Genomic DNA, 13,046 nt, shown 5'->3' with positions numbered 1-13,046 from the left:
TATCCAAAGTTTTATAGGAATAGAATGATGGCTGGTTTATCAATTTGGCACGTACTGATTTTTGCAATTGTAGTGATTCTACTGTTCGGTACATCGAAGCTTAAAAACCTCGGTAAAGATGTTGGTGGTGCAGTCAAAGACTTCAAAAAATCAATGAAAGAAGAAGAAGCTGCGACACCTTTAAATGAACCTCGCACCATTGATGCTCAAGTTAAAAATACTGAAAGCTCAGTAAAAAGCTAAGCGAGCACGACTATGCTGAATTTGGGAATGACCGAAATCTTTTGCTTTGCCGTGATTGCATTGCTGGTGCTCGGTCCTGATAAATTGCCAGAAGCTGCTCGGTTCGTAGCGAAATGGTATGGAAAAATTAAAAAGTTTATCAACAACATTCAGAACGAAATTGATCGAGAATTACGCCTTTCTGAGTTCCGCGAAGAAATGCAAAAAGAAATTGATAAAATCACTGAACTTGAACGCAGGATGCAACAACAGCTGGATGCGCTTAAAAATGCACAAACGCCTTCTGAAGTTGAAGAAGTAAAAACTGAGACTAAAGCCCCAATCATCTATACGCTTTTTTCTCAGCAAACGACCATTCCTTTCAGTCTTGAATATCAAAAGCAGTTACCTTTCAAACTAAAGTCGAACGTACCCACTCAACAGTTTGATACAGAATTAAAGATTGCCGTATGAGCCAATTACCATCAACTTCAGTCAGTACTGAAGAACCCTTACAACAAATGCCTGTGATGCAGCATTTGATTGTGCTGCGCCAATATCTATTTAAGATTGTTGGGGTAACGATTTTTCTTTTCTTCTGCTTATTGCCTTTTAGAAATACCACCTATCAATGGCTGTCTGAACCATTAAGACAACAGCTACCAGCAACCTCAACCATGATTGCAACCGATGTCACTGCAACATTTATGGCACCGTTTAAGCTGAATTTATTTGTCGCGTTTATGCTGGCAATGCCCTATATCATTTATCAAATCTGGTCATTCATCAAACCAGCACTTTATGAAAAAGAACGTCATTTGGCCATTCCGCTCTTATTAGGCAGTATTGTGCTGTTCTATTTAGGCGTGGCATTTGCTTATTTCATTACCTTACCTGCGATTTTGCATTTCTTTATTAGTGTTTCCCCTGAAACAGTTGCACCAATGACAGACATCAACAGCTATCTAAGCTTCTGTCTAAAATTATTCTTGGTGTTCGGTTTTACCTTTGAAATCCCAATTATTACTTTAGTTTTGATTTTAATTGGTGTGGTCAGCACCCAAACACTGATCGACAAGCGTCGCTTCATCGTCGTGGGGTGTTTCTTTGTCGCGATGTTTGTGACGCCACCCGATGCCTTATCGATGATTATGCTTGCCGTTCCAATGTGGATGTTATTTGAATTAGGTCTATTGTTTGGGAAAATCCTTGAAAAAAGAAAAGCATCAGATTAATGCAGATCGATAAAGAATTCCCAGAAACCCTCTGGGAATTCCTCTATTTTAATTCTTTATTTATTAATTATTTATAAAATAAAAATTGTCTTCAAACTGCCTTCAAACTGTCAGAAAACTGTCATCTCCGCTTCATAGAATCGATCAGGATTTATTTACCATATATTACAGATACGGATTTACTATGACAGCCAATACTAATCAGCCAAGTCGTCGTGATATTTTAAAATGGTTCGCGGGTGTTCCGTTTTTACCACTAGGGGCAATGGGCACAGCAGCAGCTTTAACGGGTTGCAATGATGACAACGATAATAACGTTGTTACACCACCAGCAAAACTAGTTAAATTTAAAAATGCCAAATTTACGCCAATGGCTGCACCATCAACCACAGCAGAAATGGCCACCACTTCTGTTAAATCAAGTTTAACAGTGACTTGGGAAGACAATACCAGCACTGAATATAAATTAGGTTATCAAGAATTTTTCCGCACAGGTATGGAAGTTGACAATATCAACGGCGGCAAAATTATCGCAGGTAGCTATTACGACATTAATAACAAAGCGATCAGAGATACATCGGTTGCAGGTCAAGAACGTCAATTCTTCTCTGACTGTCCAGATGGCTCTTCAATGATCCACCTCAAAGATGCAAAAGTTGAAGGCGTCAACAACCCAGTCTTCCATGTGGTTCAGTTTGAGTACACCACACAAAACTTAGCCAAACAAAGTATGTATGGTCAGTTGCCATCTCCTATTGCAGTATTGACCTTAGACCAAGATCAAAAAACAGGACATCTTGCATTGAAAAAATACTTCAATGTCGATATGTCTAAAGTTCATGGCCTATGGATTACTTGTGGCGCTAGCCTTTCACCTTGGAATACGCACCTTTCAAGTGAAGAATATGAACCAGATGCGTTTGATCAAATCGGTAGTACCTTAGCAACATTAAGAGCTTACAGTAAAAATCTGTATGGCAATGAAAATACGGCCAATGCCTATAACTATGGTCACTTACCAGAAATCATTCTAGATGGTAAAGGTCGTGGTACTGCGGTTAAACACTACTGCTTAGGCCGTATTTCACATGAGCTGATTCAAGTCATGCCAGACAACCGCACAGTAATCATGGGTGATGACTATACCAACGGTGGTTTCTTTATGTTTGTTGCAGATAAGGAAAAAGATTTATCTGTGGGAACACTATACGTTGCAAAGTACACTGCTGAGTTGAATGAAACGTCTACCGCACCAATTAAATGGATCAAACTGGGTCATACCGACAGTAAAACCATTGAAGACTTAGTCAATGTTCGCGGCATTAAAGCTGAAAACATTATGGAGAGCTTAACCACAGCACCTGCAGACTTAACGGGTTATACGCAGATTGTCCTAGATAAGAAGACGCTTTGGATCAAGTTAAAAGAAGCCAATAACGGTTTCAGCAAAGCAGAAATCGAATTAGCTGCTGCCTTCCTTGAAACACACCGTTATGCTGCGTTGAAAGGCGGTAGTATGGCATTCACCAAGATGGAAGGAACCACTGTTAATATCAAAGATAAGGTTGCTTATTCTGCACTTGCCAACATTCAAGACTCGATGATCGAAGGTAAATCGAGCTGGGTTGCTGCACATAATGTCAAATTCAAGAATACATTGAAAGCAGGCGGCGTACTTGCGCATGACCTGAAAGGCAGCCAAGTTGACCACCTAAACAATGTGATCAATAGTGAATGGACACCTTACCAAAGCCATATGGTTCTGATGGGCAAAGATATTCCAGTAGATAGCTTGGGTAATACGGCTGATCCAAATAACATTGCAAGCCCAGACAACCTAAAATTCTCTGAAACTTTACGTACTTTGTTCATCGGTGAAGATAGTGGTAACCATACCAATAACTTCCTTTGGGCTTATAATGTTGAGACCAAGTCTTTAGACCGAATTCTGTCCACACCAGCAGGTGCAGAATCTACTGGTCTACATGCAGTTGATTCAGTAAATGGCTGGACCTATATCATGAGCAACTTCCAACATGCGGGTGATAGCTCAAGCCTTCCAGCTGAATTAAAAGCAAAAGTATTAGAAAACTACAATGGTGGTTATAGTGCAAGTGTTGGCTATATCACTGCTGATCCAGTCGGACCATCGATTGAGAAAAAAGCTTAAATTTCAGTAATCCACTCAAAAACAAATGCCGACATCATGTCGGCATTTGCTTGTCTAAATCAATCACAATCTAACCATTCAGCTAGTGCTCGTGCTTATATAAAAATAATAGAAAAGCGAGATCATTTTATTCAAAGATTGAAATGATAGCGGTCACCAAACAGATCAATTTCTATGATAAAAAAAACCCCTTTAAAAAAGGAGCTCGACTCAATCAATCCAACTTTATGCAATTAATCACCAAAATCTGAATAATCTTTACTGCTGAATTTACTATATTTTTTCCATGGTTCTGCAATATTGACCTGTTGGATATTGGCTTTCATGATGTCATAGCGCAAACCATCTAAGCTACGAATATCAACGCGTTTGGCAATATTGTTACGGTTATCCCATTCCACACGAATCTTATTCTTCTTATTTTGGCTTTCATATAGGGTACTGTTGGTATCCTTTTTAATGATCTTCATCCCTTTTAAGGTTTTAGGATCAAGTAACGAATAGACACATGACCAACAGTTGCTTAAGCCCAGCATATCCACATCCGCATCTTGCAAATGTACGACGGTTTTATCTTCGACCAAAACCAAATTCAGTTTGGGTTGTTTTTTCTGATCAATAAAATAATGTTGAGCAGCTTCCGCTAGATCTAGATGTTTATGTCCACCCTTTTCGTCACCATGCTGATGCTGTCTCGGCAACACACGTTCAATCCAGATATTCTGAGAATCACGATACATACGCTCCTGAAACACACTGGTACGTGTCACACCATCATTGCCAATGGTCTGAGTCTCTCGTGTAATACTGGCACTCAATAACGGTGTAGCATGCAAAGACGTCATTCCCAAACTGAGCAATACCGAACTCATCACTAGACGCATGTTATTTCCCGCATAAAAAAACCTCAGTCATAATGACTGAGGTTTTTTGCAATATGATGAAAATATTGAATAAAGCGCTTATTTAAATCCGAATGCTTCTTTCAATTTGCTAAACACCCAAGCATTTTCACGTGTACCTTTAAACACTTGAGAACCTGCACCCTCAGCAAATAAGAGGACATCACCACCACCATGTGTTTCAGAACCTGGGCTACCGAGTTTAACGCCGACTTGTTGCAAATAATCATCTGCCGCCGCTTCATCATCAGTAATATCAATACGTGACGTTGGACGTGGTCCACCACCATTACCAAACACCAACGTGGTTGAGGTTTTGCCCTTCGCATCTAAGTTAGGTGCATGCTTTTTGCCATCGGCCAACACACGCGTGCGCGTATCTGTCGCTTTGGCTTCTTGATAGCTATAACTTAAACCCAAGATACCAGGATTCGCAGTAGTTGTTTTTCCAGTACGTGCTGTATAACCATTAAAGGTCATGGTATGGTCATGGTCAGCCGTAACAACGATTAAAGTATTTTTTAATTCAGGGTCAGTTTTCTTGATTTTATCTAAGGCCTTCTTGATCGCATTATCAAATGCAATGGTATCGTGTAGCGCACGTTTGGCATTGGTTCCATGTAGAGCATGGTCAATACGCCCACCTTCAACCATCAAGAAAAAGCCTTTACCTGCGGTATCTTGTGCCTGTAATAAATCAATCGATTTTTCAGTCATTTCAGCCAAACTTGGCTGATTTGGTGCTGTTCGTGCTCGGTCTAAATCATATTCTAGATGTGAAGTTGCAGAATAAAGACCAATATACTTTTTATTCAATGGCGCTGCATCCATTTCTGCTTTGGTCGCACCAACAGTGTAGTTTTTGGCTTTTAATTCATTCAGTAGGTTACGCCCATCAATACGCCCCTTCTTGTTATCTGCTGCATTATAAGGGGTGAAATGGTTACGTCCGCCACCCATTAATACATCAACGCCATCTAACAGTTTAGTGTTATAACCTGCTCCGCCAGGAATGATCTGACGTGCAATCTCAAACTGTGCATTACGATTACACACATGAGAGAAGGTCGCAGCAGGTGTTGCATGGGTCAACTCTGTAGTGGTAATTGCACCAACTTTTTTACCATTGGCTTTAGCGAGTTCAAGTATTGTCTCCGCAGGACTCCCTGCAGTGACACTCGAACCTGGTGTTGGGCAATTATTAATGGCATTGGATATCGTGTTTTTTCCATCTGTCCACGTACCTGGTTCAACCGCGACCGTTCCCGGTGTCATTCCAATCACTTCATTACGGGTTTTCTTGCCCGTCATATAAGCCGCCATTGACGGCGCGCTATCGGTGGTTTGACCATCTTCTGAATACGTTTTGATGCGTACGGTACGGCGTAAAGTGTCCATGGTTAATTTACCAGATTCACCATAACCATAAATACGGCTTGCCGTGACGGTGGTTGGCCCCATACCATCGCCTAAAAAGAAAATGATATTCTTGGCTTCACCCGCCGCCTGTACACCCGTACTTGCCGCAACTAATGCAACAGTTAAAACAGAAGCTTTCATACCGAACTGACCTAATTTAAATTGTTTTAACATCATCGTTCTCCAGTCTGTTGTTATTTATCTAGGCCAATGGCTTTACGAACTAAGTTAAATACTTCGATATTTTCGAGGCTGCCATGGAAGTTGTCTGAGCCGACACCAATTGCACCAAGGAAGACATCGGTACCGCCATGTGTTTCACTATCCGCAAAACCAGTCTGTACCACGGCTTCCTGTTGGAAATCATCTGCCGCAGTACCTGTACACCAACCCTCTTTATCAATGTCTGTCCCACGGCTATCGGTATATTTATCTGCAGGACCTGCGACTGGATTACAGCTATCGTTATCCTTTAAAGCACCACGTGCTTCAAGACGGTTATTATCTAGACGCTTTTTACCAGTACCAAAGCCAATAATTGGATACGGTGTTCCATTTTCATCAGTCGCATAGCCAGCTTTGTTATAGTTTTTAACCAAGCCTAGTACACTGGTCTCTGCACCTTTTACATATTTACCCGTACGTTTCGCATAACCATTCAAGACCATAGTATGGTCATGGTCAGCAGTCACCACGATCAGAGTATTCTTAAGCTCTGGATCTGTTTTTTTGACTTTATCAATCGCTGCTTTAATCGCATTATCAAAAGCAACCGTGTCTTGTAAGGCACGTTTTGCATTGGTGTCATGCAAGGCATGGTCAATACGTCCGCCTTCAACCATCAAGAAGAAGCTTTTGTTTTTCGCTTGTAAGACATCAATTGCCTTGGTCGTCATATCAGCAAGGCTTGGCTCATCAATTTTTTTATTGGTACGATCGAGGTCATAGTTCATATGGCTGGCATTGAATAAGCCCAATAATTTTTTGGTCTTGGTTGGATCAATTTTGGTCAGGTCACTCCCCGTTGCAACAAAGCTATAACCTTGATCTTGCATTTCTTTGACCAAATCACGACCATCAGCACGTTTACCACCCGATACAGTCGTAGGTTTAAACTGGCGTAAGCCGCCACCCAAGACCACATCCACGCCATCATTTAATTTGGTGTTATACGCACCCCATCCAGTACCCTTCCCTGCAGGAACCAATTGCGCTGCAATATCATTTTCAGCATCACGATGACAAACATGTGCATAGGTGGTTGCTGGTGTTGCATGAGTAATACGCGTTGTAGTTACCAGTCCTGTACCCATACCTTGTGCTTTGGCAAGTTCAAGTAAGGTTTCTGCTGGTTTTTTGCCTTTATTCTCTGCGACATCATCACAGGTACTGGTCCCATCTGCTTTTGGTGGTGATGCAATTGTTCCTGTCTGCATGGAAATGACTTCATTCTTCATTTTCACGCCGGTCATATAGGCAGCCATAGAAGGTGCACTATCCGTCACCTGACCATCTTCTGAAAAGGTACGAACAAACGCTGTTTCTGGGAGCTTATCAATGGTCAAATCACCATCTTCACCAACAGAATAAATACGCGATGCGGTTAAGGTGGTAATTCCCATACCATCGCCTAAAAAGAAAATTACATTTTTTGCAGTTGGTGTTTTTGGTACTTCTGCTTTGTCATCATTATCATTATCGTTACAGGCTGTCATCCCGCCCGATAAGACCGCCATCAAACTGACCGCCAATAGCTTTTTGGAAAAGCTCATCTTTGATAAGAACATAAAATATCCCCAGATTTATTGTTTGGACGTAATTTCGTTGCATAGACCATAACAATGCTGGGTGACCCTTTTATGTCACCTTAATGACAATATTATTTCATCTTGTTGTTTTATATATAAATTACGTTATAACATATCAATTTAATCCGCTAATGTAATTTGAAGATCGACAACTTTTCCCTGCTGTTCACCTTGTTGGGATTTTTCCAGCCAATGCCACTGCGCTTGAGTCAATCTTAAAAAATTAGAGCATCGCGTTCCATAAATTGGACTTTGAATAAAGGTGGAAGACAACAAAGCTTCCATGTCTGGATTAATGCCCGTATCAGGTAACAGGCCTGAAATGACTTTTCGTTCATCTTCCAAAATGTCCCAAGCAGCGGCATCGATTGCTGATTCAGCAATTTGTGGTTGCTGCAACATCGGTAAAAACTCTTGGGTAAAGCGTTTACGCAAATGTCTGGTTTTCTCCCAATCTTCTGACATTAATCCATTTGAGACCACATAAACACCATTGGCGAGGACCTGCGGAGCTTCACCTCGGTTACTCATATAAACCGCTTGTTCTGTATCACCGACAAACAAATTAAAGCCCGCATAATCCTGTTGCTTTTGTTCCAATTGCTGAGCAAAACGGATTGGGGCTAAATCACTTTCCAAAAAAGATTGAATCAGATGCCCACGAGAAGTCGTATAACTTTTTTGATCTCGGCCATTACGGAAATTGGTAACAATCGCCCAACGCCCCGATGCTGTCACCCCCATCCATGTCCCACCAGACTGCAAGTCCTGCCCCGCTACAATGGTGCTCTGCTCCCACAGATGTAAGGGTGAGCTTGGACGATGATAAAACTCATCACGATTTGAAATGAGACACAAAGGCATCTCATCCGGCACTTGCCATGCAAAAGCGACAATACACATAGATTCTTTTTCTCACATGTTTGGAACATTGATCTTTCACATTGAATGTACAACATTTTTAACATCATTCCGCTACAATCTGCTCAAAATATAAAATTGAGGAACAGCAATGCTGACCTATCCAAATATTGATCCAGTTGCGCTGAGCTTAGGACCTGTCAAAGTACACTGGTACGGGCTCATGTATCTCTTGGCGTTTCTATGTGCATGGGGTTTAGCTTCTTATCGCGCTAAACAACGTGATGGCTGGACAGGCGACATGGTGTCAGACCTGGTTTTCTACGGTGCATTAGGTGTTGTGCTCGGTGGACGGGTTGGCTATGTGTTGTTCTACGAATTTGGTAAATTTTTAGAAAACCCACTGTGGTTATTCCAAGTCTGGACAGGTGGCATGAGCTTCCACGGCGGCTTCCTCGGTGTGATGATTGCGATGCTGTTTTGGTGTAAAAAATACCAAAAGACATGGTTCCAGACCTTGGACTTTATTGCACCCTGCGTACCAACAGGCTTGATGTTTGGTCGCTTTGGTAACTTTATTGGTGGTGAGCTGTATGGCCGCCCTGTACAAGACCCGAGCTATCCATTCGGGATGATCTTTCCAACTGACCCATTAGGTTTGGTGCGCCACCCTTCGCAAATCTATCAAGCCCTGTGTGAAGGTTTGATCCTCTTTATCGTATTGTGGTGGTTTAGCTCTAAACCTCGTCCGCGTATGGCAGTTTCAGCTCTATTCCTTGTCGGCTATGGTATTGCACGCTTCTTTATGGAATTCTTCCGCGAACCCGATGCAGACCAAGGCTATATCTTATTTGGTTGGATGACCAAAGGTCAGATTCTCAGCTTCCCAATGATTATTATTGGTCTGTGGATGATCTGGTACGCTTATCGTAAAAATATTTATGACTGGCAGTTAAAGAAATAATAAAAATGGGAGCGAATGCTCCCCTTTTTAGGCCGACGATTTAAGCTATTTATCAATCACTCAGAAACAGCGTATATTGATTCTATTCCTTTCAGGAGAGAGTCGATGCAGCAACAACGTCAGCATCTCGCCCACTTTAAAGTGCATGCGCTGGTTCTTAGCCTCTCTCCCCTACAGTTCAATCCTCAGATTGTCAGCCAAATCGAAAAATCACTTGGACTCAGTTTCATCAACGACAATGAACCACATCGGGTGTGTTTCGCCAGCCAAAACACCGAATTACAAGATGCTTATAAACAGGTGTTTAGTGCAGTTGATCTACTGGATTATCTCTATGCAAGTTTAATTTCAGACCAGCAAAGTGCAGAAAAAATAGAACTACAGAATCTTGCCTTAGCTCCAATTCCCTATCCAACTGATAATCTTACTTTCTGGAGATTGGTCGCAACTGGGCGGAAATATCGACTTTCGCTGAGTTAAAATTTTCCAGCCAATGCTTTCACCACTTCACCTAAACGCTTGCCTTGTGCTTCACACAAGATTTTCTCATCTTGACTTAAGCTCTGATCATGACGTGGCCCGCTAACATGACTGGCACCATACGGTGTCCCTCCAGTTTTGGTATTGGACAAGGCTGGAATCGAATTGGGTAGTCCCATAATCATCATGCCATGATGAAACAACGGCGGTAACATCGTTAGCAATGTGCTTTCCTGCCCACCATGCATCGAACCAGAAGACGTAAACACACAAGCAGGCTTATTATGCAAAGCACCATTCAGCCATAAGCTGGTGGTTTGGTCCCAAAAGTACTTCATCTCACTGGCCATATTGCCAAACCGTGTTGGAGAACCTAAGGCCAAACCAGCGCAATGCGTCAGATCATCTAAACTACAATAAATATCGCCATCTTCAGGAATACTAGCTTCCGCTTGAGTCACAACAGGAGCTAGATTCGGTACTGTTCGAATACGAGCAGTCACGCCAGCAGCTTCAATTCCATCGGCAATTAGATGCGCCATTTGCTTGGTTGAACCGTATTTACTGTAATAAAGAACAAGAACGTAAGGTTGCATCACTTTCAAGAATTTTGTTAAAAAGAACACTATACGACATTTTTTATATTTTGAGCTGTAGTAAATCCAGTGATTACACCGGATTTTTATTAAAAATAACTAGGATAGAACCCATGATCTTAAAGCGTTATCTAAAAAATCTGCCCTTTTTAGAGAAAACATGGTTTCAATTTATTGTGTTTGTGTTACGACGTTTCGAAGCAGATCGTTGCCGAGAGCAAGCTGGAGGACTCACCTACACCACCCTATTTGCAGTGGTGCCGATGCTGACGGTCTTTTTAGTGATTATCTCCTCGATTAAAGCACTCGAACCTGCCAGACAACAGTTACAACAACTGATCTATAGCAACTTTCTACCAAAAAGCACCATCGCTTTTGACAAAGCTTTAAATGCCTTTACCGAAAAGTCCAGTAACCTGACCATTATTGGTGTGCTGTTCCTGTTTATAACCACAGTACTGATGCTAACCTCGATTGAAAATGTATTTAACCGAATTTGGCGAGTCAAGGAGACCCGAACTGGCTTAGTCGGTTTTATGCGTTACTGGACTATTATTTCATTAGGACCGATTGTTTTAGGCAGTGCTTTTGTACTGTCATCGACAGTGGCTTCAATGAATATCCTGAGTAATAACTTTGCCGGCTATCAACTCGATGGCTCGTTTCTGTTATGGCTCATTTCTTTTGTTTTAACTATTGTCGGTTTCTTCATTTTATATTGGACCATTCCCAATCGAACTGTGCCTGTTTTTTCTGCCTTCATCGCAGCTTGCTTTAGTGCGACAGTCTTTGAGGTTTTAAAACGCTTTTTTGGTTGGGTGATGAGCAACTTCACCAGTTATGAAATCGTGTATGGTGCCTTTGCAGCGGTCCCAATTTTTCTGCTGTGGATATATTTATCTTGGAACATTATCTTATTAGGCGTCGAAATCAGCTATGCACTGACAGCTTTCCATTCTGGTAAAGAACAAAAGCGTCATCCAATTTTAATGATGCTGGATATACTGGAATTATTTTATAAAAAACAGCAAATTGGACAAAGTGTCAGCGAAAAGGAGCTGTTAAATATTATTGGTCGTGGTGAACTCGGTCGCTTACCTTCTTTTATCTTGGAGCTCGAAGCCCAAAACCTGATTATGCGAACAGATAAAGACGAATACGTATTGGTCCGTAATCTGGCTCAGGTAGATTTCTGGAGCTTCTTCACGGCCCTGCCTTATCCACTGCCGTTACGTCCTGATGTTGAGCATATCCATCAGGATGATGAATGGATGGAACGACTCGGACCTTCATTGGTTGAAAGTAATGATTATTTAGCAGCCAAGCTATCTATTCCACTTTCTACCCTGTTTGAACAGAAGTAACTAAAAGACCTCTTTCGAGGTCTTTTTTATTTCCTTAGCCAACCCTGTAAACTCACCACTATGATGCCCAGCAAGACCAGTGCAGAGCCAATCACAAAGTTCAGCTCAATTTTTTCGCCCAATAACCACACACCAAATGCCATCCCGAATAAAGGTGTCAGGAAGGAAAAAACACCAAGACGGGAAGCCAAATAATTACGTAGCAACCAAAACCACGCCAAGAAACTGGCGAAAGAAACCACTAAGGTATGAAATGCTAAACTGCCCATCACCAAAGGGGTGAGGTGAATCGTCGCCTGCCCAAGAACAAGAGCCGTGCCAAACAACAACACAAAACTACCCGCCAATTGATAAAACAGCGTTTGAGTCACCGCAGCTTGCGCAAGTGAGGATAAACGTACGGTAATCGTGGTCGCTGCCCAAGCAATACTGCCTGCCAAAGCGAGCAAGTCACCCAATAACATCTGTCGATCCGCAATCGACCCACCTGAATTAGCACGTAAGAACGTCACCACGATCCCTAAAAAAGCAATGCCGATACCTGTCCATTGCAACAGACTGAGACGCTCTGAAGGAAGTTTCCAATGTAATCCCAAGGCTACAAAAATCGGTGCGGTATACAGGAGTACCACTGCATGTGAAGCCGAGGTTAGCTGTAATGCTTGTGCCAATAAAAAGAATTCTAAAGAGAATAAAAAAGCAACCAGTGCACCCGCTTTCAAATTCTGGCGATTAAACAGCTGACTGGTTTTATCGAGGTAAAGTAAGGGTAAAAGCAGTATGGCGGCAAGGCCCGAACGCAGCGCGATTTGCATTAAGGGCGAAATGTCAGGAGCTGCCATTTTTAAAATGACTTGTTGTAATCCCCAGATCATACACAGTACGATCATCAGACCCGATGCCGTTGCATCTAATGCTTTACGCTCATCCATTGCGCGCTCCTGATTTTATGGTTTGAGCACCAATATAAGACTGTCGTATTTTCATGATATAGTGAAATTACGACAATAGATGCGTATTTTCAG

The 13,046-nt window shown here is 41.9% G+C and carries 13 protein-coding genes; 7 read left to right on the top strand and 6 right to left on the bottom strand.

Going from position 1 to position 13,046, the window contains the following annotated elements; genetic code table 11:
* Nucleotides 1-27 precede the first annotated feature (27 nt).
* The 4 genes from tatA to FPL17_RS16605 all read left to right on the top strand — a co-directional run bounded on the left by tatA (nucleotide 28) and on the right by FPL17_RS16605 (nucleotide 3,627).
* A complete protein-coding gene (gene tatA / locus FPL17_RS16620) occupies nucleotides 28-243 on the top strand; it encodes a Sec-independent protein translocase subunit TatA (protein WP_004678519.1) in 216 nt (71 codons plus the stop codon).
* 12 nt (nucleotides 244-255) lie between these two features.
* A complete protein-coding gene (tatB, locus tag FPL17_RS16615; protein ID WP_159886254.1) occupies nucleotides 256-696 on the top strand; it encodes a Sec-independent protein translocase protein TatB in 441 nt (146 codons plus the stop codon).
* Nucleotides 693-1,457 (top strand): twin-arginine translocase subunit TatC, encoded by a 765-nt coding sequence (gene tatC / locus FPL17_RS16610; RefSeq protein ID WP_005185135.1) that lies wholly within the window; start codon nucleotides 693-695, stop codon nucleotides 1,455-1,457. Before tatB ends, tatC begins: the two co-directional genes overlap by 4 nt.
* Nucleotides 1,458-1,641: 184 nt before the next feature.
* On the top strand, nucleotides 1,642-3,627 hold the full coding sequence (locus FPL17_RS16605) for a PhoX family protein (RefSeq protein WP_159886252.1): 1,986 nt from the start codon (nucleotides 1,642-1,644) through the stop codon (nucleotides 3,625-3,627).
* Between the two features lie 233 nt (nucleotides 3,628-3,860).
* Here the strand turns inward: FPL17_RS16605 and FPL17_RS16600 are convergent, their stop codons facing one another.
* The 4 genes from FPL17_RS16600 to FPL17_RS16585 form a co-directional block, all read right to left on the bottom strand.
* On the bottom strand, nucleotides 3,861-4,511 hold the full coding sequence (locus tag FPL17_RS16600) for a hypothetical protein (protein WP_159886250.1): 651 nt from the start codon (nucleotides 4,509-4,511) through the stop codon (nucleotides 3,861-3,863).
* 78 nt (nucleotides 4,512-4,589) lie between these two features.
* Complete coding sequence (locus tag FPL17_RS16595) at nucleotides 4,590-6,122, bottom strand: alkaline phosphatase (RefSeq protein WP_151716853.1); 1,533 nt, start codon at nucleotides 6,120-6,122, stop codon at nucleotides 4,590-4,592.
* Between the two features lie 20 nt (nucleotides 6,123-6,142).
* On the bottom strand, nucleotides 6,143-7,735 hold the full coding sequence (locus tag FPL17_RS16590; RefSeq protein ID WP_159886248.1) for an alkaline phosphatase: 1,593 nt from the start codon (nucleotides 7,733-7,735) through the stop codon (nucleotides 6,143-6,145).
* A gap of 141 nt (nucleotides 7,736-7,876) precedes the next feature.
* Nucleotides 7,877-8,659, bottom strand: a complete 783-nt coding sequence (locus FPL17_RS16585; RefSeq protein WP_159886246.1) for an NRDE family protein — start codon at nucleotides 8,657-8,659, stop codon at nucleotides 7,877-7,879.
* 109 nt (nucleotides 8,660-8,768) lie between these two features.
* On the opposite strand from FPL17_RS16585, the gene lgt reads away from it, so the two are divergent.
* Together lgt and FPL17_RS16575 are read left to right on the top strand one after the other, a co-directional pair.
* Nucleotides 8,769-9,581, top strand: a complete 813-nt coding sequence (gene lgt / locus FPL17_RS16580) for a prolipoprotein diacylglyceryl transferase (protein WP_004657788.1) — start codon at nucleotides 8,769-8,771, stop codon at nucleotides 9,579-9,581.
* A 105-nt stretch (nucleotides 9,582-9,686) separates the two neighbouring features.
* Complete coding sequence (locus FPL17_RS16575) at nucleotides 9,687-10,061, top strand: hypothetical protein (protein WP_159886244.1); 375 nt, start codon at nucleotides 9,687-9,689, stop codon at nucleotides 10,059-10,061.
* On the opposite strand, the gene wrbA is transcribed toward FPL17_RS16575, so the two are convergent.
* Entirely contained in the window at nucleotides 10,058-10,657 is a 600-nt protein-coding gene (gene wrbA / locus FPL17_RS16570; protein WP_005185150.1) for an NAD(P)H:quinone oxidoreductase, read from the bottom strand. The two genes, FPL17_RS16575 and wrbA, sit on opposite strands and share 4 nt — an antisense overlap.
* A 113-nt stretch (nucleotides 10,658-10,770) precedes the next feature.
* Between wrbA and FPL17_RS16565 the strand changes: the two genes are divergently transcribed.
* Nucleotides 10,771-12,021, top strand: a complete 1,251-nt coding sequence (locus FPL17_RS16565) for a YihY family inner membrane protein (protein ID WP_005185152.1) — start codon at nucleotides 10,771-10,773, stop codon at nucleotides 12,019-12,021.
* A 26-nt stretch (nucleotides 12,022-12,047) separates the two neighbouring features.
* On the opposite strand, the gene FPL17_RS16560 is transcribed toward FPL17_RS16565, so the two are convergent.
* The gene (locus FPL17_RS16560; RefSeq protein ID WP_159886242.1) at nucleotides 12,048-12,953 is read right to left on the bottom strand and encodes a DMT family transporter; all 906 of its coding nucleotides are present in this window, start codon (nucleotides 12,951-12,953) and stop codon (nucleotides 12,048-12,050) included.
* Nucleotides 12,954-13,046 lie beyond the last annotated feature (93 nt).

It is taken from the genome of Acinetobacter dispersus, assembly GCF_009884975.1.
In the GTDB taxonomy this organism is placed as follows: domain Bacteria; phylum Pseudomonadota; class Gammaproteobacteria; order Pseudomonadales; family Moraxellaceae; genus Acinetobacter; species Acinetobacter dispersus.
The sequence above is the reverse complement of the archived record's forward strand: the minus strand, read 5'-3'. Positions and strand labels throughout refer to the sequence as shown.

Bases quoted from the DNA above. Each gene is read 5' to 3' on its own strand.
- tatA (WP_004678519.1), top strand. From the start codon at position 28: ATGGCTGGTTTATCAATTTGGCACGTACTGATTTTTGCAATTGTAGTG.
- tatB (WP_159886254.1), top strand. From the start codon at position 256: ATGCTGAATTTGGGAATGACCGAAATCTTTTGCTTTGCCGTGATTGCA.
- tatC (WP_005185135.1), top strand. From the start codon at position 693: ATGAGCCAATTACCATCAACTTCAGTCAGTACTGAAGAACCCTTACAA.
- FPL17_RS16605 (WP_159886252.1), top strand. From the start codon at position 1,642: ATGACAGCCAATACTAATCAGCCAAGTCGTCGTGATATTTTAAAATGG.
- FPL17_RS16600 (WP_159886250.1), bottom strand. From the start codon at position 4,511: ATGCGTCTAGTGATGAGTTCGGTATTGCTCAGTTTGGGAATGACGTCT.
- FPL17_RS16595 (WP_151716853.1), bottom strand. From the start codon at position 6,122: ATGTTAAAACAATTTAAATTAGGTCAGTTCGGTATGAAAGCTTCTGTT.
- FPL17_RS16590 (WP_159886248.1), bottom strand. From the start codon at position 7,735: ATGTTCTTATCAAAGATGAGCTTTTCCAAAAAGCTATTGGCGGTCAGT.
- FPL17_RS16585 (WP_159886246.1), bottom strand. From the start codon at position 8,659: ATGTGTATTGTCGCTTTTGCATGGCAAGTGCCGGATGAGATGCCTTTG.
- lgt (WP_004657788.1), top strand. From the start codon at position 8,769: ATGCTGACCTATCCAAATATTGATCCAGTTGCGCTGAGCTTAGGACCT.
- FPL17_RS16575 (WP_159886244.1), top strand. From the start codon at position 9,687: ATGCAGCAACAACGTCAGCATCTCGCCCACTTTAAAGTGCATGCGCTG.
- wrbA (WP_005185150.1), bottom strand. From the start codon at position 10,657: ATGCAACCTTACGTTCTTGTTCTTTATTACAGTAAATACGGTTCAACC.
- FPL17_RS16565 (WP_005185152.1), top strand. From the start codon at position 10,771: ATGATCTTAAAGCGTTATCTAAAAAATCTGCCCTTTTTAGAGAAAACA.
- FPL17_RS16560 (WP_159886242.1), bottom strand. From the start codon at position 12,953: ATGGATGAGCGTAAAGCATTAGATGCAACGGCATCGGGTCTGATGATC.